A 19855-nucleotide genomic window follows, 5' to 3' on the forward strand; every position below is an offset into this window, starting at 1 on the left:
TACTCATATTTCACCGCATCAGTCCACCGATCAGATTGCGAACGAAGCGACCGGCCACCGGGCCTGCGAGATCCGTTACAACCGAACCGACCGCCGAAGTGACGCCGGATTGCAGCGGCTTTGCACGCGATTTTTTCCCCAATATCGTGGTGGCCGCCATGCCGGCCGCCGAGCCTGCCGCGACCTTGGCGCCGCGACTGAACGCCTTTTCCCATATGCTCTTGCTCTTGCGGGGCTGTTTGCCAACTTCCTCCTTGCCCTTTTCCTCGACTTCCTGCGCCGTGGCCGTGGCATCGATCACCTTTTGCGCCAATATTTCCTCGGCACTGTTCCGGTCGACGGCTTCGTCATATTTGCCGTCATAGGGCGAGATTGAATTGATGATCGCGCGTTCTTTCGGCGTTACCGGTCCGAGCCGGGACCGCGGTGGCTTGATCAGGGTCCGCTGGACGACAGAAGGGGCTCCATCTTCGAGCAGAGTCGAAACCAGTGCTTCGCCTACCCGCAATTCTGTAATGGCCTGCTCGACATCGAGATCGGGGTTGATCCGGAACGTATCGGCGGCGGCCTTGATTGCTTTCTTGTCGCGCGGGGTGAAGGCGCGCAGCGCGTGCTGCACGCGATTGCCGAGCTGACCGGCAACCTCTTGCGGGATATCAATCGGGTTCTGGGTCACGAAATAGACGCCGACACCCTTGGACCGGATCAGCCGGACGACTTGCTCGATCTTGTCTTCCAGTGCTTTCGGCGCGTCATCGAACAGCAGATGCGCCTCGTCGAAGAAGAAGACCAGCTTCGGCTTTGCGGGATCACCGACTTCCGGCAGCGTTTCGAACAGTTCGGCGAGCAGCCATAGCAGGAAGGTGGCGTAGAGTTTCGGGCTGCGCATCAACTGGTCGGCGGCGAGTATGTTGATATAGCCGCGCCCCTGTTCATCGCATTTGATGAAATCGTCAATTTCGAGCGCGGGTTCACCGAAAAACTGCCCGGCTCCCTGGCTGTCCAGCTGCAGCAACTGGCGCTGGATCGCGCCGACACTGGCCTTGGTCACATTGCCATATTTGGCCGACAATTGCTTGGCGTTTTCCGCCGTGTAAGCGAGCATCGACTGCAAATCTTCGAGGTTCAGCAGCAGCAACCCTTCTTCATCGGCAAACCGGAACGCGATATTGAGCACCCCTTCCTGGGTCTCGTTCAGATCCATCAGCCGCGCCAGCAATAGCGGCCCCATTTCCGTGATCGTGGTCCGTATCGGGTGACCCTGCTTGCCATAGAGGTCCCAGAATATCGCCGGATTGTCCGAATAGGCATAATCTGTCATGCCGAGTTCCCTGGCCCGTTCCTCCAGCTTATTAGCATGTTTGAATTGCGATGATCCTGCCATCGAAACGCCGGACAGGTCACCTTTTACGTCAGCAACGAAGACCGGTACGCCATTGGCCGAGAAGCTTTCTGCGAGGCCTTGCAGCGTGACCGTCTTGCCGGTTCCGGTTGCGCCGGCAATCAGGCCATGCCGGTTGGCACGCGACAGGTTCAGGCTCTGTCGCTCGCCACCGCCCAGTCCGAGAAAAATGTCTGTCGCATCGGCCACTGGCGGATCCCCTCAATCTTGTTGCAAACGAGTACTCTAACTTGACGCAAAAAAAAGGCCGACGTCAAGCGCCGGCCCTTTTCTGTTACCTGTGTTTAAAAGCGTTTAGTTATCCTGCAAGCGTACCGCGACGAATTGCGGATCGCGTGCACCGCGACGGATCTGAAGCAGAACCGCTTCCCGTTTGGACCGTATTGCGCTGTTTATCGCGCTATCCAATTCCGCTGCGTTGGTGACCGGTTGGCGGTTGACGCTGACAATCAGGAAGCCGCGCTTGATGCCTTTCTGACCTGCATCGCTGTTTGGATTGACCGTCGATACAACCACGCCTTTTTGCGAGGATGGGACGCCGATCTGTCTGGCGATCTGCGGCGTCAGGTCGACGACCGACAAGCCCAGCGCTTCAGCGGTGGCTTTTGCGCTGGCGCCATTATCATCCTGGCCCATTGCATCGTCTTGCGCATCAGGGTCGAACGAATTGCTGGCGAGCTCCTCTTCGGAAGGCCGCGTGCCGAGCTTGGCGTTGACTTTCATGGTCTTGCCATTGCGCACCAGCTCGATCGGCACATTGGTGCCAATCGGCAGATTGGCCACGAGATAGGACAGGGTCTGGTCAGGTGTCACAGCCTTGCCGTTCACCTTGGTTATGACGTCGCCTGCCTGGATGCCGGCTTTCTGGGCCGCTTCGCCGGGTTCAACCCGCTGGACAAATTCGCCCTGATTCTTTTCGAGGCCGAGAGAGTCCGCGAGATCTTCCGAAAGCGCACTAATCTGGACACCGAGATAACCGCGTTCGATTTTCTCGCCGTTTTTCAGCGTCTCTACAATCGGCGCGGCGACTTCTGCCGGAATGGCAAAGCCGATGCCGACGTTGCCGCCGGTTGGTGATATGATGGCATTGTTGATGCCGATGACATTGCCGTTGAGATCGAACATCGGGCCGCCGCTATTGCCGCGGTTGATCGATGCGTCGGTCTGCAAGAAACTGTCATAGGCTCCCTGGCCGGTTCTCCGGTGAATCGCCGATACGATACCGGTTGTCACGGTTCCACCAAGACCGAACGGGTTGCCGATCGCGATGATCCAGTCGCCAACACGAGCAGCCGCACTGTCACCAAATTTGACGAATGGCAGCGGCTTGTCTGCCTTGATCTTGAGCACAGCGATATCCGATGCCGCATCGCGACCGACCAGTTCGGCCTCATATTCGGTGCGGTCTGGCATGATCACGGTGATCGATTCGATAGTGGCGTTCCGGTCGCCCGGTGCGACAACATGATTGTTGGTAACGACGTAGCCATCGGCGGAAATGATAAAGCCTGATCCCAGCGACTGGGCTTCGCGGGTCTGCTCGCCGCCGCCGCGTTGGCGGTTGCCGAACAGGCCGTCAAAGGGCGTTCCGGCAAAAGGATTGTTGTTAGTCACGCGAACGCGTTGGGTGGTCGAGATATTGACCACGGCGGGCTGTAATTGTTCGGTCAGATCGGCAAAGCTCATCGGAGCCCCCGCCCGCGGCGCGAGGTTCCGTATCACCGAACTGTCATTGGCGGCGGTCTGCGCCCCGGCCGGGCCAATTCCGGTCAGGGTTGCTGCACTACCGGCCAAAAGCAAAGCTGCTGAAATTCCGTAAGCGTAACGCACTGTCATTTTCCTCTCAAATTACTGGCGGAGCAAAAATCAGGTCGCCCGTCAGATCCGTTCAAATTCTCCAAATTATTGGCGCAATTGTCATGAACGGAAATTGAATATTACCATATTTGCCCAGCGATTTTAATCGCAGAACTGCGGGCCATTCCCGATGACAACCTATTTGGGTGCGCTCCCGCCTTTTCGCAAGCCGGGAATCGCTCCCTGGTCGAAAAAAGGCCGGTTTTTGCAGAAAAACGACAATTGTGGTCGGCGTCCTGCCAATCGCGACTATTTGCCCCGGAACTGGCGCAGATATTCGTTATCCGGCGACAGCACGAATGAACTTTGTGGATCATCCGGTCCACCACCCTGGAAGGTCGTTTCGTAGCTCTTCATAGCGCGGTAAAAATCATAGAAGTCCGGGTCCTTGCCAAAGCTCTCGGCATAGGTGCGGGCAGCGCTGGCATCGGCTTCGGCACGAATGATCTGCGCCTGCTTTGCGCCTTGCGCGCGGATGGTCCGTGCTTCCTGATCGCGCGCGGTCCGCATTCTCTGATAGGCGCTGTCGAGCGGCGTGCCATCGGGCAAATCGGCCCGCTTGATCCGCACGTCGACAATCTCAGCGCCATATTGGCGAGCGACGCGGTTGAGGCCGGCCTGAATATTGTCCATCACCTGGCCGCGCTCGGGGCTAAGCAAGGCCGCAAACGGCCGCTTGCCCAGTTCGTTTCTCAGAGCCGAACCGAGGATCGGTCGCAATTCTTCCGAAACACGCTCTTCGTTACCGGCGGCAATATACATGCGCAGCGGATCGGTGATCCGGAACCGCGCAAAGGCATCGACCTGAAGCCGCAACTGGTCGGTGGACAGCACTTGCTGCTGCTCCATCTCGACGTCGCGGATACGCTTGTCGATCCATACAACCTGTTCGAGAAACGGAATTTTCCAAAGCAGGCCCGCTCCGGTCTGTCCGAATGGCACGTCGGTCTGGTAGCGGTTGATGATGCGAACCGGTTCACCAAAGCGTACGACCACACCTTGCCGCGTTTCGGGCACGATGATCAGCGTGTTCAGCAGAGTGAAAAGCAGCGCAATGACAATTATGCCAAGGGCGACGGGGTTTTTCATGATCGGTCCCATTATTTGCCCTCCGCAGTCGTAATCGCGGGTTGCTGGGCACGCTTCCTGATTTCCGGCAAGGGCAAATAAGGCGTCACACCTCTCGCCTCGACGATCGTCTTGTCGACCTTCGACAAAACGCGCTCCATCGTTTCATAATACATGCGCTGGCGAGTGACCCTCGGTGCCAGGCGATATTCTTCATAGACCTTGTCAAACGCGGCGGATTCGCCCTGCGCCTGAGCGGTCAGCTGCTGGGCATAGGCGCGGGCTTCGTTGAGATAGGTCTGCGCTGTCTGCTGAGCGGCGGACACTTCCTTGAACGCATCGTTGACCGCAGCAGGCGGATCGGCCTTCTTGATGGCGATACCGCGAATGACAACGCCGGCCCCATAGCCGTCGAGCAGTTGCTGCATATTCCGTTCCACGGTCTGTTCGATTTCCGACCGTTCGGAACCGATCGTGTCATCCAGTGTGAAATTGGCAACCGCAGCGCGCATGGACGCTTCCGCGACTTCCTTGATCGTTTCTTCCGGTTCGGCAATCTGGAACAGGAACAGCTCTGGCGCCTTGATGTTCCAGCGCACCGAATAGGCCAAATCGACGATATTCTGGTCACCGGTAAGGATCAGCTTTTCAGATTCTCCTTCAGGAATGTCGATCGTCCGAATTTCCTCGACGTCCAGCTTCGTAACCTGTTCAAGCGGTGTCGGAAGCGAGAAATGCAGGCCCGGTTGCAGAGTCCGCGAATAGGAACCCAGGAAGGTCACGACGCCGCGTTCCTGTGGACTGACCCGATGGATGCTGGTCAGCAACACCCAGAGAATGACAAAGGCGATTGCCATCAGCGGCCACCAGGATCGTCCGCCCGGGCGTTTGGGAATGCCGCCCTTGAAGCCGCCACCGGTGCCACGTTTGAATAATTCTTCGAGAGAACTGGCACCCTTGCGTCCACCGCCGGAAGGCCCGCCGCCGGGATTGCCCCATGGATTGCGGGGACCGCCACCGTTGCCGCCGCCATTGCCATTGTCGCCATTATTGCCCCATGGCCCGGCCATGTTCAAAATTGCGCCGAAAATCGATCTGCGGCGCGCTTCACCGTAAAAATTTTTATCCATCATTTCTTTATAGGTAGCGTGCTGCCAGAAAAACAGTGTCAATCCGAGAAAAGTGTAACTATGTCGATCCGATGACCGATATTTCTTCCATCGAGGCAGCGCTGGACAGCGTTGCCAAAGGCCGTTTCAGTGCCGTAAAATTTTCACAGGGCCGCGTCACTCTGGTGCTCAACGTGGGCGGTCTCGATGTCCGCGACCGCGGCCAGATCGAGATTGCCGTCAAAGGCAAGCTGCTGGAGCTGGACGGTGTCGAAAAAGTCGACATCGCCATGACCGCCGAGAAGGTCGAACGCCGTCTGATCGCCGTAGCCAGCGGCAAGGGCGGGGTCGGCAAGTCCACCCTGTCCACCAATCTGGCCATCGCGATGCAGCTGTTGGGCCGCAAAGTCGGGATGGTCGATGCTGATATATACGGACCGTCGCAGCCCCGTCTGCTGCATTGTGAAGGACAGCGGCCGGAGGCGGAGGGCAAGCAGTTGATCCCGGTGCCGAATGAATATGACGTGCCGGTGCTATCCATGGGCCATCTGGCAAAACCGGGTCAGGCCATCGCCTGGCGCGGCCCGATGGCGGGCAAGGCACTGGAACAACTGATCGACGCGCATTGGGGCGATGTCGAGGAACTTATCGTCGACATGCCGCCTGGCACTGGCGATGTGCAGCTATCGATGATGCAGAATCACAAGCCGGTCGGTGCGGTGATCGTTTCGACACCGCAAGATCTGGCATTGATGGACGCCACCCGGGCGGTGGATCTTTTCCATCAGGCAAAGATTCCGATCATCGGCATGGTTGAGAATATGGCCGGCTATCAATGCCCGCACTGTGGCGAGATCAGCGATCCGTTTGGCGCCGGCGGCGCGGAAGCGGCTGCCAAGACAATGAACATGCCGTTTCTCGGCAGAATTCCGCTGGACATCGAAATCCGCAAGTCTAGCGACGGCGGTACACCCCCAGCTTATTCCGATGGGGTGCAGGGACAGGCGTTCCGCGATGTTGCCAAAAAGCTCGCGACATGGTTGGACAATCAATAGCCGGGGAGAAGAGCATCATGCTGCTGGAAAGTGATCAGGACATTGCCGCATTGCTGACGTCGACACAGCGCATTGCTGTGGTTGGCGCATCGGCGAAATCCGAGCGCGCGAGCAACCGGATTTTTCATTTTCTGCTCGATCAGGGCTATGATGTGATACCGGTCAATCCCGGGATCGCCGGACAGTCCTTGTACGATGTTGCGGTGGTTGAATCGCTGGATGCTATTCAAGGCCAGATCGATATGGTCGACATTTTCCGCAACTCCGAGGCGGCTGGCGATGTCGTTGACGAGGCCATTGCGATCGGGGCCAAATCGGTCTGGATGCAACTTGGGGTGATCAACGAAGCGGCGGCGCAGCGGGCGACCGAGGCCGGATTGAAAGTTGTGATGGATCGTTGTCCGAAAATCGAGATTGCGCGCCTGGGCCTGTTAAAGAGTGCCCATGGCGGCTGAACCGGACATTAATCAGACAGAAAGTGCATCCACTGGATTCAATCGCCGAAAATTTCTGATCGGGGGTGGTGCTCTCGGCGGTCTCGTCGTCGCCTGGGCACTCTGGCCGCGGACCTATGCGCCCAATGTCGCCGCGACCGAGAATGAGCAGATTTTCGGTGCCTATCTCAAAATATCAGAGGACGGGCAGGTCACGGTGGTCGTGCCGCAAAGCGAAATGGGGCAGGGCGTCTATACCGTGCTGCCGCAAATCCTGGCAGACGAACTGGGCGCGGACTGGCGCACGGTTGCGGTCGAACCGGCCCCGATCAATCCACTGTACAGCAACAGGGTGCTGGCCGAGCAGTGGGCGGACCTGTTGATGCCCGCTGGCATCGAAAAATTGACGGAGAACGCAGCGGTTCGCTGGGTTGCGCAACATGTCGAGGGCCGCGACAAGTTTCAGCTGACCGCCGACTCCACCTCCATTCCGGCCTTCGCCGAAAGTTTTCGCGAAGCAGGCGCAGCGGCGCGGGTCCTGCTGACCAAGGCCGCTGCTGCCAGATGGGACATCGCCTGGGAAACGTGCACCGTGGATAATGGTGTTATCTCGAATGGTGACAAGAAACTGCGGTTCGGCGAATTGGTACGCGATGCGGTCGACGAAACTTTGCCCGATCCGGTGCCGCTACGACCGGCCGGGGCGGGCAATTTGATCGGGCAGGATGTTGCACGTCTTGATTTGCCAAGCAAACTGGATGGCTCAGCCAATTTTGCGGGCGATATCAGACTGCCGGACATGGTATATGCGGCAATCCGGCAGGGCCCGATCGGCGACACCAGCCTGAAATCCTTCAACCGCGCCGGGGCCAGCAAGATCACCGGCTTTATCGATGTGGTCCAACATGACAAATGGATCGCAGCTGTGGCGACCAATTGGTGGGCGGCAAACCGGGCGCTGGACAAAATGAGCCCGGTTTTCGAGACCAGAGGATATCTGGCCGACAGCGAAAAGATCGACACTGCCTTGCGCAAGGCGCTGGACGAGGGGCCGGGCACGCGGTTCCTGACGCGCGGTGACACCAAAGCTGCGTTCGGCAATGATGGTGATTTTCAGGCGCGCTATCATGCGGATGCGGCGTTGCATGCGCCGATAGAAACGCGGACAGCGACGGCAGAGTATAAGGATGGCGGTCTGGAACTTTGGATGGCGACCCAGGCGCCGGCGGCGGCGGTCGAGGCGGCGGCCAGAATGCTGAATATCGCTCAGGATCGGGTGACCCTTTATCCCATGTTGAGCGGCGGCTCTTTCGACCGCAATCTCGATAATGAAATTGCCGGCCAGGTTGCCCTAATGGCCAAAGAGATGGGGAGGCCGGTGCAGCTGGTCTGGTCGCGTGCGGAAGAATTGATGCACGATCATTACCGCGCGCCCAGCCAAGCGCGGTTGGATGCCGCCATGGCCAAGGCCGGTCGTGTCACGGCGCTGCAAATCAAAATCGCTGCCCCGCCCTCCGCCCGCGAACAGCTCAAACGCCTGTTCGATGGCATGGACAATGTCACAGCGATGCGGTCCACAATGGGGGAGGCGGATATCAAGGCGATCGCGGGGCTCGAAGTGCCCTATGACATTCCCAATCTGACCGTCGATCATCACCCGGCTTTTGTTGACGTGCCGACCGGCAACTGGCGCAGCAACGCCCATAGCAGCAATGTTTTCTTTCTCGAATCGTTCATCGATGAATTGGCGGCCAAGGCGGCGATCGAACCGCTATCCTTCCGGATGCAGATGATGAACAACCAGCCGAGACTGGCGCGATGCCTGACTGGCGTGGCCGCCATGGCGGGCTGGGATGGCGGGCTGGAACAGAGCGGTCAGGGCATTGCCTGTCACAGCATGCGCGGCGGGCATATAGCCGTTATTGCAAGTGCCAGCCGCGGGGGAAGCGGTCTTGAAGTCCGCCGCATTTCAGCGACCGTCGATATCGGACGGATCATCCATCCCGATATCGCGCGGCAGCAAATCGAAGGTGGTATTGTCTTTGGACTGGCGATGGCATTGGGCAGCACGACCCGGTTTGAAAAGGGATTGCCAACGGCCAAGCGCCTGCGTGATCTGTCGCTGCCGCGACTGGCCGAAATACCGCCGATCCAGATTGAATTTATCAGAAGCGAAGAAGAGCCCGTTGGCTATGAAGAGCTCGGTGTGCCAGCGGTTGCGCCAGCGGTCGCCAATGCGCTATTCTCGGCAACCGGCGTCCGGCTCCGGCAATTGCCACTTTTCGGGGAAGTATCATAAGTCATGCGTGAAACGGGACCCTTGCCAGCCGATCATCCGCCCGTGGCGGCGAAGAAAATCGGCGTTTTGCTGGTCAATCTCGGCACGCCCGACGCGCCCGACAAACAGGCTGTAAAACGCTATCTGAAAGAGTTTTTGTCGGACAAGCGGGTGGTCGAGATACCGTCCATCATCTGGCAGCCGATATTGCGCGGTGTCATTCTCAACACGCGGCCGGCAAAATCTGCCGAAGCCTATAGTCTGGTGTGGACCGAGGATGGCTCGCCGCTGGCCTTCTACACCCGCAAACAGGCAGAAAAGCTTGCCGATACGATCGATGGCGTGATGGTCGACTGGGCGATGCGCTATGGCAATCCCAGCATCAAGAGCCGGCTCGATGTGATGAAAGCGGCGGGATGTGACCGCATCCTGATCGCGCCGCTTTACCCGCAATATAGCGGTGCGACGACCGCCAGTGTGCATGATGCGGTGTTCGACGCGATTGGCGCCATGCGCTGGCAACCGGCAATCCGGATGCTGCCAGCGTATCATGATGACCCTGCGTATATCGATGCGCTGGCCAACAGCCTGGAGCGTGACGTTGCCGCGCTCGATTTTGAACCGGATGCGATTGTCGCGAGCTTTCACGGCATGCCGCACCGGACGCTCGAACTGGGCGATCCCTATCACTGTCAATGTCAGAAAACCGCGCGTCTTTTGTCCGAGCGGCTCGGGAAAGAGCTGGTCGTGGCGTTCCAGTCGCGCTTCGGCCGGGCAAAATGGCTTGGTCCCGCCACCGATGAAGTGTTGGAATCGCTGGCCGGGCAGGGCAAGAAGAATATCGCGATTTTCGCGCCGGGCTTTTCCAGCGATTGCCTGGAAACCTGCGAGGAACTGGCGATCCGGGGCAAGGAACAGTTTGAGGCGGGCGGCGGCGAAAAATTTGCCTATTTGCCTTGCCTGAACGACAGTGAGATCAGCATCGCCATGCTGGATACACTGATCCGCCGGGAATTGTCCGGGTGGATCTAGAACGGCCCGAAATCTTTCATCCGCCGGTCAAGCGCAGTGTCACGATCGCCGGGCATCAGACATCGATTTCGCTAGAGCCCTTGTTCTGGGGAATGCTGAAAAAGGCGGCGGACAGTCGCGGTCTGCCGCTCAACGCATTGGTGGCGCAAATTGATGTCGAGCGGATCGCTGCGGCGCAGCCGCCGGGCCTCGCGACCGCGATCCGTCTGTGGCTTGCCAATGATATGCTTGGAAAAATGCGTCAAGCCGACTAAGGGACGGCCATGAACGCTACCCTTCTTGTCATGGCAGGCGGTGCGATGGGTGCGGCGGGGCGCTATCATCTCGGCCGACTTGTCTTTCACCTTGCTCCCGTCGGTTACCCTATTGGAACGCTGGTGGCCAATGTGACCGGTGGGCTCCTTATGGGCGTGCTGGCGGGTGTGCTGGCCCGCGGCAATATTGTCGATGAGCCGTGGCGGCTTTTGCTTGGCGTTGGCCTGCTCGGTGGTTTTACAACTTTTTCGGCCTTTAGTTTGGAAGTTCTCACTATGATCGAACGCAGTGAATGGGGCATCGCAATATTATATGCGCTGGTCTCCGTGGTCGGTTCCGTCCTGGCCGTGTTTGCCGGTCTGATGGCAGTGAGGACACTGGCATGAGCGGTTTTGATCCCACAGCCGAAAGCGGCTCCGAGGAAGAAAAGCCGCAGGGCTCGACCAAAGAGCAAAAGCAGGCGCTGAAGACACTGGATGTCCGGCAATTCACCATCTCCGCCGATGATGACGATATCCGGGTCGATCGCTGGTTCAAGCGGCACATGGAGGAGGTGCCGTTCAACATGGTTTCGCGCTGGGCGCGGACCGGCCAGTTGCGGCTGGACGGCAAAAGAGTGGCACCGGGCGATCGCGTCCAGGCCGGACAGATTTTGCGCGTACCGCCGCAGGAAATCGAGCGGCCCGGCCGGGTTGCGAAAGCCAAGGCCGATCTGACCCAGGACCAGATCGATTTTGCCCGCGAACTGGTCATTCACAAGGACAAGTCGGCGCTCGTGGTCAACAAGCCTCCCGGACTGGCGACGCAGGGTGGCAGCAAGACGACGAGCCATCTTGACGGTCTGCTCGATGCCTTGACCTTTGATGCCAAATCCCGGCCCAAGCTGGTCCACCGGCTGGACAAGGATACCAGCGGCGTAATCCTGCTGGCGCGCTCGCCGGGCGCCGCGTCCTTTTTCTCGAAGCGCTTTTCCGGTCGCGATGTCCGCAAGGTCTATTGGGCGATTGTCATGGGTGTCCCCGAAATCGCCGATGGCGTGATCGACTTGCCGCTGTCCAAGCAGCCTGGTTCCGGCGGCGAGAAAATGCATGTCGACGAGGAAAACGGCCAGTCCGCCAAGTCGCGCTACCGGATTATCGAGCGGGCCGGCAACCGCGCCTGCTGGGTCGAGCTGCAACCCCACACTGGCCGCACCCACCAGCTGCGTGTGCATATGGCGGCGATCGGCCATCCGATTGTCGGCGACGGCAAATATGGCGGCAAGGACGCTTTTCTGACCGGCACGATCAGCCGCAAGATGCACCTGCACGCAAGACGTCTGCGGATTGATCATCCTGATGGTCACAAGCTCGACGTGACGGCGGATCTGCCGGCCCATTTTGCCGAAACCATCGACAATCTCGGCCTCGACATGCTCTTGGGAGATCTTCCGCTTGACGAGAAGAAACCGGGTGGCAAGATGTTCCGCAAGCAGCAGGCCAGGGCGCATGCCAAGATGATCCGCAAGGACAAGCGGGGCGAACGCCGCGGGCGCGGGGAAATCGACGGCAAGCCGACCAAGGTAGGCAAACCGACGAAGCGGGAACGCCCCAATGCCGGCAAGGCGACGCACAAGAAAAACATGCCGCACAAAGCCAAGGTCAAACAGGCGCTGCGCAAGAAACCGAAATAACAATGCATCCCAACCCCGCCTTTCGCTGGCCCAAATCTGCCAATGATCATCACGACGCGGACGAGCGGGCCGCTCTGGAGGCGATGATTGCAGAGATCGGCTTCGCAATGGTTTTCGCCGAAACCCCGGATGGGCCGCGCGTCGCACATGTGCCGGTATTTTCTACCGGTGACGGTGCATTGCAATTTCACCTGTCGCGGGGCAACGCCCTGACGCGGCATATCGCCGAAAACAAGGCGCTTTGCGTGATCAACGGTCCCGACGCCTATATCAGCCCCGACTGGTACGGCCTCGACGACCAGGTGCCGACCTGGAACTATCTAACGCTGGAACTGGAAGGCACCGTCCGGCAGATGGAGCGCGAAGGCCTGATCGCTCTGCTTGATGATGTGACGGCGCAGAATGAAGCCAAGCTGCTACCCAAGGCACCCTGGCACCGGGACAAGATGGACCCCGCAAAATTCGAGAAGATGGTCGATGCCATTGTCGGCTTTGAAATGGAAATACTGGCCTGGCGTCCGACCGCCAAGCTGAGCCAGAACAAGCCTGCGGCAGCGCGCGATAAGGCGGGAGCGGCGCTTGCTGCCATCGGTCGCCGCGCCATGGCCCATATGATACAGGAGTTTGGTGCACGATGACCAACAAGCTCGCCCTGTTCGATTGTGACGGGACGATGGTCGACAGCCAGGCCAATATCTGCGCGTCGATGGATCGGGCGTTTGAGCAGCACGGTCTGGTCCCGCCCGATCATCATCTAGTGCGCCGGATCGTTGGCCTAAGCCTGACCGAAGCGGTTTCGCAACTGCTTCCCACAGGAGACGCAGAAACCGTCGCGGCGGTGACCCAGTCCTACAAGGACGGCTTTTCCGCAATGCGCCAGTCTGGCGGCCTACACGAACCCCTTTACGACGGATTGCTCGAGCTGCTGGAACAACTGAAAGCCGCTGGCTGGGTCCTTGGCGTGGCCACCGGCAAGTCTGATCGCGGCCTGCAGCATGTTTTGGCAACCCACGGTCTTGGTGATCGGTTTGTCACGTTGCAGACCGCAGACCGGCATCCCTCCAAGCCGCATCCGGCGATGGTCGAGCTGGCGATGGCCGAAGCCGGTGCCTTGCCGGAGACCACCGCAATGATCGGCGATACCAGCTTTGACATGGCGATGGCGGTTAACGCCGGTGTCCGCCCGGTCGGCGTGGACTGGGGCTATCACGACGAGCATGAACTGATCGCTGCCGGTGCCGAAATTGTCGCAGCGACAATGGCTGAGCTGAATGGAATATTGAACCGATGAACGACCCGATTGACGAGCAGCCCGAATATATTCCCGACCCGGAAAAAGAAAAACAGGCGAAGGCGGTTCACATTCTGGTCAGCGTGATGCGCCTGCTTGGGGTCATATTGGTGATGTTGGGGCTTGCGATTGCGCTCGACCGTCTGCCGCCGGTTCCGGCACCGGTCGGTTATGCTCTCATTCTGCTTGGGCTCTTCCAGCTCTGGGCAGTGCCGGTCCTGATCATCCGCAGATATATTCGCGCCCGTGTAGCAGAAGAGGCGATCGCCAAAGCGGCAGCAGGCGCGGACGCCCCGTGAAACGCTTTTACAAGGACGTATCGGTCGCTCCGGCCGGCGAGGCATATGGCGTCTTGCTCGACGGGCGACCGGTAAAGACACCGCAGCGCAACCAGCTAGCCGTTCCAACCAGCCGGCTGGCGGAAGCGATTGCCGACGAATGGGCCGCGCAACAGGAGGATATTGTGCCGGCGTCGATGCCGCTGACCGGACTGGCGCAAGGGGCGCTCGATCAGGTCGCTAGCGAACGCGACCGGATTGTTGGACGCATCGCCGCCTTTGCCGACAGCGACATGCTCTACTATCGGGCGGATTCAGGGCAGCAGGCGCTGATCGATCATCAGGCAGAGCGATGGGATCCGCTGCTCGAATGGGCGCAGAGCCGCTATGATGTCAGTTTCAACCTCATCCACGGCATTCGCTATCAGGCCCAGCCGGCGGCAACGATTGAGCGGTTGACCAAGATGGTCGAGGTGCAGGATGATTTTGCGGTGGCGGCTATGCTGTCTCTGGTCGGTCTGTCCGGCTCCCTGATCGCCACGCTGGCGCTGGTCGAGCAGACGCACAGCCCCGAAACCCTCTGGCCGCTGGTCAATCTGGAGGAGCTCTGGCAGGAGCAGCAATGGGGCCGGGATGATCAGGCATTTGCTGCGCGGGAGATCAAACGCGCCGAGTTCGAGGCGGCGACCCGCTTTCTCGACCTCTCGCGCACTTAGGTTTTCCCTTTGTAACAAATTTCCGGTACAGGATTGAAACTGTAACGGAGACTACATGACAACCCAATCCACTCTATGTGCAACGCCCGCCGAAGCGGTGGCGTTGCTGGAAAAGCTATACGCCGAACAAATTGAAATCACGGCGGCCCGGTTTCGTCGCTATGCGACCGCCAAATTGGCCAAGGATGACCGCCTGCAAGGCCTTTACCCGCAGATCAGCGTCGAAATTCCCGCCGATCAGGCGACCGAAACCAGCCATCTGGCGTCGGGACATCTGGCCGATATCAACACCTATTGCACGACCATCACCGAGCCCAAGCTGTACCGCACCTATTTGCTCGATCAACTGCAACGCATTGCCACAACCTTCACCGCCAAAATCTGGGTGGAGTTGTCCGATACGCCGATTCCGCTGGCTTTTGCGCTGGAAGATGCCGGAGCCGGACTCGACCGGGCGAAGAAGGAAAAGCTGCCCAATTATTTTCACACGCCCAATCTGATGAAGACCAATGACGAGATTGTCGACGGTGGCCAGATTTTTCAGGGCGAAGAAGCCTCTGCGCTGGCTCTGTTCACCGCCGAGCGGGTCGACTATTCGCTGCACCGGATTCGCCATTATTGCGCCACCGATCCAGAGCATTTTCAGCCCTTCATCCTGTTCACCAACTATCAGCGCTATGTTGACGAATTTCTCGAAACCGGTCTGGCAGAAGTAAAGGCCGGCAAAGCCAGCATGCTGGTCGAACCGGGCAACCGGATCACCGGCAAGGATGGCAAGCCCTCCGCTCCGCCAATCGCCAAGCCGCCGCAAATGCCCGCTTATCATCTGGTGCGCGGCGACGGCCGCCCCGGCGTGACTTTGGTCAATATCGGCGTTGGCCCGAGCAATGCCAAGACGATCACGGACCATCTCGCCGTCTTGCGGCCGCATGTCTGGCTGATGATCGGTCATTGCGGTGCATTGCGCCGGACCCAGCGGCTGGGCGATTATGTCCTTGCCCATGCCTATCTGCGCGACGACAATGTGCTCGACGATGTCTTGCCGCCCAGCATCCCGCTGCCGACGATTGCCGAAGTACAGCTGGCGCTGACCCAGGCCGTGCAGGAAGAGACCGGCATCGACAAATCGAAGCTGAAGCAGCAACTGCGCACCGGCACCGTGGTCACGACCGGCGACCGCAACTGGGAATTGCGTTTCGAGCAGATCGCCCGGCGTCTCAACCAGGCCCGCGCCATCGCCATCGACATGGAAAGCGCGACGGTCGCCGCCAACGGTTATCGCTATCGCGTGCCCTATGGCACTTTGCTCTGCGCATCCGACAAGCCGCTGCACGGCGAGATCAAGCTGCCGGGCATGGCCGATGCCTTCTATCAGGAACGCGTCGGACAGCATCTGGCGATCGGACTGCGCGCGATCGATTTGCTTGCGAAGGAAGCAGATGCCGGGACCTTGCACAGCCGCAAGCTCAGAAGCTTTGGCGAGCCGTTGTTTAGGTAGAGAGTTTTGACCTGCCTGTTGATCTCTCGCTAGAGGCACGCGAAAAGCGCCGTGTAGCGTTCATAATTTTCAAGAGGCAGGATCATTGTGTTGAACCAAACCGGCTCTGAACTGGACCGCCTGATCCAGCAGAGTAGCAAATTGCGTATCTGGGCGCGTTCGCGGCTGTGGGCGCAGGTGCTGGCGGCGATGGTGCTCGGCATTGGTACCGGGACTCTGCTCGGACCCACGGTGGGCTGGGTCCGGCCGAAAACAGCCGGGATGATCGGTGACTGGCTGGCGCTTCCCGGCCAGCTTTTTCTTGGCCTGATCGCGATCGTGCTGGTGCCGCTGGTCTTTTCATCGATTGTCAGCGGCCTTGCCGGTGTGTCCTCGAATGAGGCGATGCGCAAGCTTGGGTTGCGGCTCGGCCTGTTCATTCTCTCGACCACATTTCTGGCAGCCTGGATCGGCATCTCGCTGGCGCAGCTGATCGGCCCGGGCATGGGCCTGGATTTGCCGGTTGATACCATGGTGCCAGCCGCAGCGGCCACGCAAAGCTTTGACCTGACGCGGCTACCGGACATGGTAGCCGGGGTCCTGCCGACCAATCCGGCGGCCTCCGTGATCCAGGGTGATTTGCTGGCAATCGTCATTCTTGCGGTGCTGACGGGGATTGCGGCCACGCAGATCCAAAAGGAGAAGGCGCTCCCGTTTCTCGCTCTGCTCGATTCGCTGATGTCGATTTCCATGACGATCGTGAAATGGGCAATGCTCTTGTCGCCGCTCGCCGTATTCGGATTGATGGCACAGCTGATGATCCAGATCGGACTGGACTCGCTGCTGGGTCTGCTCAGCTATATCGGCACGGTTCTGCTGGGGCTGCTATTGCTGTTCCTGATTTATGCCGTCGTCCTGAGAGTGCTCGGCGGACTGGGCTTTCGTTCCTTCCTCTCGGTCGCCGGGTCCAATCTTTTGCTGGCCTTTTCCACGTCCAGCTCCTCGGCGGTCATGCCGAGCACAATCCAGACCGCTCGCCAGTTTCATGTGCCGGATGATGTCGCGCATCTGGTGATCCCGCTCGGGGCAACCATGAACATGGCTGGTACGGCGCTGTATCAAAGCGTCGCGATTCTCTTTCTGGCGCAAATATCGGGTGTCGATCTGAGCATGAGTGAAACCCTGTTGCTGATTGGTACACTGGTCGCGTCGTCGATTGGCGCACCTGGCACTCCCGGTGTCAGCATCGCTATCTTGGCCAGTGTCGCTGCCGGATTCGGCATTCCGGCGACCGGGCTGGTGATCATCTTGGGTGTTGACCGTCTGCTGGACATGTCGCGCACGGTCGTGAACGTGACGGGCGATATTACCGCTGCGGTCATCATGAAAAAGGCGCTGGACTAAGTCAGGGGCACGCCGTCGCCATGCCAGCGTGATGGCCGCTATGTCTTGTTTTGACAGAATCAGCCGAAGCTATTGGTCCTTGACCAGATCATGGATGAATTGCAGTTTCTCAGAAATGCGGGACGACAAGACGAACGGATAATAGTCCCTGTTGCCCATCGACCGGTTCATGGCGTTCATCGCGACTGTAATCGGGACCCAGTGGTCCAAAAGCTGTTCATGGTCAGCGACATGATACGGGTCGGCGAGTTGCACCAGCGGGGGCGCCCCGTCTTCCAGAGGCTGTGGATTCAGGCCATAGGCAAATGCCGTTTCCAGCCCGCTGACCATGTGCAGATAATGGGCCCAGGTTTCGGCGAAATCTTCCCACGGATGCGCAGTTGCATAGGCGCTGACGAAAGATTGTTGCCAGTCCTCCGGCGGACCATTGTCATAATAGGTGCCCAATGCTTCGGAATAGTCGCGCCGTTCGTCGCCGAAAAGCGCCCGGAATCGTTCGATGACGCCTGGCTTGTCCACCAGCTGATCCCAGTAATAATGACCCACTTCGTGCCGGAAATGGCCTATCAGGGTCCGATAGGGCTCGCCCATCATTGTCCGGTTCTTTTCGCGAATTGCATCGTCGGCCTCGGCGATATTTATGGTGATCAGGCCATTGTCATGCCCGGTCATGACGCGTTTTTTCTCACCATTGGCAAGCAGGCGATCGCCCAGCAGTTCAAACCGGAGGGAGCCCTGAGAAACATCGGGGTCCGCCGCCAGCGGCAGGTTCAATTTGATCAGCGCATAAAATAGCCGCCGCTTGGCCCGCTCCAGCCTGTTCCACTGCTGTCGTTTTTCCAGATCGGAGATATCGGGAATCTTGGTGGTGTGGAAACAGCTCTGGCACAAGGAATCGGCGTCGATATTGTCGCACAGCCAGTTGCATCCGATCAGTTCACGGTTCGCACACAGCGAATATCCGAGGGCACCGACGGTTGCTGCCGGATCACCTGCCGGGAAAGCCAGCATTTCATCCTGCGAAGGCGAATAGGCCAGAATGGATGAGCAAGACAAGCAGGTCGCGTTGTTGAAATGGACTTGATTGCCGCAATCGGGGCATAAAAATCTGCGCAAAACATTCGGCCTTTTCGGTAAAAATAGGATATTCGAGCAATATCAGCCATCCAACGCATTGGCGCAGTGATGGTTTCACGAGACAGGCGTAACTTGTTATCCCAAGCCGTGTGCATAGCAGTGCGCTGCGGATAAAGCGTCAAGATTCCTCACGGCGAAGTATCCCCGCCGAAATCATCTTTTTCCGTGATCTCATCCCATTTTGGTGGGCAAAGACCTGCCTCGTCAGTTGACCGCTCGGCAAAAGACGTCGACATTGTGGGGCGGAATTCAGGCAGGCCAGTCCTGACTATAGCCCAAGCGCCGACGCTGCTTCCCGGATCCGTTTCGCTTCCGCGCCGTCATTCTTGAACGCCTTCAGCCCGCGATCCAGCGCCTGTTTGGCCTGCACGGTCTGGCCCAATTGCATGCGGCTGCGGATCAGCATGATCCAGCCGTTGGCGTCATTCGGATTGGCCTGCAGCCGTTTGTCGAGGCCGTCCACCATATTGGCGATCATCGCTTCCTGCTGGCCGGGCGGCAGGGCGGACGCTTCTTTCATTTGTTGGCTGCTTGGGCCGGGAATCGCGGCTGTGGCGACCGCCGGGCCGTCGGTGGAGATACCGCCGGTTGGCGCTGCCGGGGTGATCTTGGCCAGACGGGACGCGACATCAATGCCTTCCTTCTCCGCGACCTGTCCGATCACCCGGCGAATGTCTGCGGCATAAGGCGCGTCGGCGGGGGTGTCGCCGAGCAGGGCAAACCAGTCGTCAATCGCGCCCTTGTGGTCGCCGGCTATATCTTTCTGGACCGCCAGAAAGTAGCGCGCGCGGGGATCTTTGGCGTCATATTTCAGCGCATTGCGAAACGCCGCGGCGGCGTCCGGAGGGACTTGCTGGCCGTCGCTGGCCATCACCAGGGCCTCGCCCAGCATCGACCAATATTCGGGATTATCCGGATCCAGTGTGGTCGCCCGCTTCATCGCCGTAGCCGATTCGGCAAATTTCTGCGTTTCGAAATAGCTCCAGCCCAGCATCCGCCAGCTTTCCGCATCGTCCGGATTATCCTGCAGCTTCTTTTCCAGACCAGCGATAACCTCCTCAACGCTGGGTGCGGCTTCGCCCTCGGCGGTTGCCACGGATGCGGTCCCCTCGTTATCGTCATTCATGCTGCGATAAATCTGGACGCCGATCGCTGCCAGCGCCAGCAAGGCCGCGAGTATCAGGGCGATACGGCTGATATTGATCGAAGAAGCTGCTTTCGCCATGGTCAATCCCCAAGCTATTTTGTCTTTTGCTATTCCGGTGCAGAGATACGGGGCCCGTCGCTACCTGACAAGCGCCGAGATGGCTGTGATATTTTGCACTGGCAATGGAGAGGCTTTTTGATAAGATACTGCCAAAGTTCAGTCTTTTGGGTCGCGCTACTACCG

The 19855-nt window shown here is 59.0% G+C and carries 19 protein-coding genes; 13 read left to right on the forward strand and 6 right to left on the reverse strand.

The window, feature by feature from the left end; translation table 11 throughout:
- Window positions 1–10: 10 nt before the first annotated feature.
- From ACN0WW_RS00810 to hflK, 4 genes are all read right to left on the reverse strand, one after another.
- Window positions 11–1591, reverse strand: a complete 1581-nt coding sequence (locus ACN0WW_RS00810; RefSeq protein ID WP_417608395.1) for a helicase HerA-like domain-containing protein — start codon at window positions 1589–1591, stop codon at window positions 11–13.
- A gap of 105 nt (window positions 1592–1696) precedes the next feature.
- Window positions 1697–3232 (reverse strand): Do family serine endopeptidase, encoded by a 1536-nt coding sequence (locus ACN0WW_RS00815; RefSeq protein WP_417608397.1) that lies wholly within the window; start codon window positions 3230–3232, stop codon window positions 1697–1699.
- Between the two features lie 276 nt (window positions 3233–3508).
- On the reverse strand, window positions 3509–4360 hold the full coding sequence (hflC, locus tag ACN0WW_RS00820; protein WP_417608399.1) for a protease modulator HflC: 852 nt from the start codon (window positions 4358–4360) through the stop codon (window positions 3509–3511).
- The gene (gene hflK / locus ACN0WW_RS00825) at window positions 4360–5397 is read right to left on the reverse strand and encodes a protease modulator HflK (RefSeq protein ID WP_417608959.1); all 1038 of its coding nucleotides are present in this window, start codon (window positions 5395–5397) and stop codon (window positions 4360–4362) included. The genes hflC and hflK overlap by 1 nt, the downstream gene beginning before the upstream one ends.
- A gap of 131 nt (window positions 5398–5528) precedes the next feature.
- Between hflK and ACN0WW_RS00830 the strand changes: the two genes are divergently transcribed.
- The 13 genes from ACN0WW_RS00830 to ACN0WW_RS00890 all read left to right on the forward strand — a co-directional run bounded on the left by ACN0WW_RS00830 (window position 5529) and on the right by ACN0WW_RS00890 (window position 17328).
- The gene (locus ACN0WW_RS00830; protein ID WP_417608401.1) at window positions 5529–6491 is read left to right on the forward strand and encodes an Mrp/NBP35 family ATP-binding protein; all 963 of its coding nucleotides are present in this window, start codon (window positions 5529–5531) and stop codon (window positions 6489–6491) included.
- A gap of 17 nt (window positions 6492–6508) precedes the next feature.
- Window positions 6509–6946, forward strand: a complete 438-nt coding sequence (locus ACN0WW_RS00835) for a CoA-binding protein (protein ID WP_417608961.1) — start codon at window positions 6509–6511, stop codon at window positions 6944–6946.
- Complete coding sequence (locus ACN0WW_RS00840; protein WP_417608403.1) at window positions 6936–9224, forward strand: molybdopterin cofactor-binding domain-containing protein; 2289 nt, start codon at window positions 6936–6938, stop codon at window positions 9222–9224. The genes ACN0WW_RS00835 and ACN0WW_RS00840 overlap by 11 nt, the downstream gene beginning before the upstream one ends.
- A 3-nt stretch (window positions 9225–9227) precedes the next feature.
- Window positions 9228–10235, forward strand: coding sequence for a ferrochelatase (gene hemH / locus ACN0WW_RS00845; protein ID WP_417608405.1), 1008 nt, complete (start codon window positions 9228–9230; stop codon window positions 10233–10235).
- Complete coding sequence (locus tag ACN0WW_RS00850) at window positions 10226–10489, forward strand: ribbon-helix-helix domain-containing protein (RefSeq protein ID WP_417608407.1); 264 nt, start codon at window positions 10226–10228, stop codon at window positions 10487–10489. The genes hemH and ACN0WW_RS00850 overlap by 10 nt, the downstream gene beginning before the upstream one ends.
- 9 nt (window positions 10490–10498) lie before the next feature.
- Complete coding sequence (gene crcB / locus ACN0WW_RS00855; RefSeq protein ID WP_417608409.1) at window positions 10499–10876, forward strand: fluoride efflux transporter CrcB; 378 nt, start codon at window positions 10499–10501, stop codon at window positions 10874–10876.
- A complete protein-coding gene (locus ACN0WW_RS00860; protein WP_417608411.1) occupies window positions 10783–12162 on the forward strand; it encodes an RluA family pseudouridine synthase in 1380 nt (459 codons plus the stop codon). Before crcB ends, ACN0WW_RS00860 begins: the two co-directional genes overlap by 94 nt.
- A 2-nt stretch (window positions 12163–12164) precedes the next feature.
- Window positions 12165–12800, forward strand: coding sequence for an FMN-binding negative transcriptional regulator (locus tag ACN0WW_RS00865; RefSeq protein ID WP_417608413.1), 636 nt, complete (start codon window positions 12165–12167; stop codon window positions 12798–12800).
- A complete protein-coding gene (locus ACN0WW_RS00870; protein ID WP_417608415.1) occupies window positions 12797–13453 on the forward strand; it encodes an HAD-IA family hydrolase in 657 nt (218 codons plus the stop codon). The genes ACN0WW_RS00865 and ACN0WW_RS00870 overlap by 4 nt, the downstream gene beginning before the upstream one ends.
- Entirely contained in the window at window positions 13450–13752 is a 303-nt protein-coding gene (locus tag ACN0WW_RS00875; protein ID WP_417608417.1) for a hypothetical protein, read from the forward strand. Before ACN0WW_RS00870 ends, ACN0WW_RS00875 begins: the two co-directional genes overlap by 4 nt.
- A complete protein-coding gene (locus ACN0WW_RS00880) occupies window positions 13749–14447 on the forward strand; it encodes an ATP12 family chaperone protein (RefSeq protein WP_417608419.1) in 699 nt (232 codons plus the stop codon). Before ACN0WW_RS00875 ends, ACN0WW_RS00880 begins: the two co-directional genes overlap by 4 nt.
- A 55-nt stretch (window positions 14448–14502) precedes the next feature.
- Window positions 14503–15945, forward strand: a complete 1443-nt coding sequence (locus ACN0WW_RS00885) for an AMP nucleosidase (RefSeq protein ID WP_417608421.1) — start codon at window positions 14503–14505, stop codon at window positions 15943–15945.
- An 87-nt stretch (window positions 15946–16032) separates the two neighbouring features.
- Window positions 16033–17328, forward strand: a complete 1296-nt coding sequence (locus ACN0WW_RS00890; RefSeq protein WP_417608423.1) for a dicarboxylate/amino acid:cation symporter — start codon at window positions 16033–16035, stop codon at window positions 17326–17328.
- Window positions 17329–17397: 69 nt separating this feature from the next.
- Here ACN0WW_RS00890 and ACN0WW_RS00895 read toward each other — a convergent pair whose 3' ends face one another.
- Window positions 17398–18444, reverse strand: a complete 1047-nt coding sequence (locus ACN0WW_RS00895) for a zinc-binding metallopeptidase family protein (RefSeq protein WP_417608425.1) — start codon at window positions 18442–18444, stop codon at window positions 17398–17400.
- A gap of 289 nt (window positions 18445–18733) precedes the next feature.
- Window positions 18734–19690, reverse strand: a complete 957-nt coding sequence (locus tag ACN0WW_RS00900) for a tetratricopeptide repeat protein (protein WP_417608427.1) — start codon at window positions 19688–19690, stop codon at window positions 18734–18736.
- Between the last annotated feature and the right edge of the window lie 165 nt (window positions 19691–19855).

This window comes from Parasphingorhabdus sp. (assembly GCF_048269865.1).
Classification (GTDB): Bacteria; Pseudomonadota; Alphaproteobacteria; order Sphingomonadales; family Sphingomonadaceae; genus Parasphingorhabdus.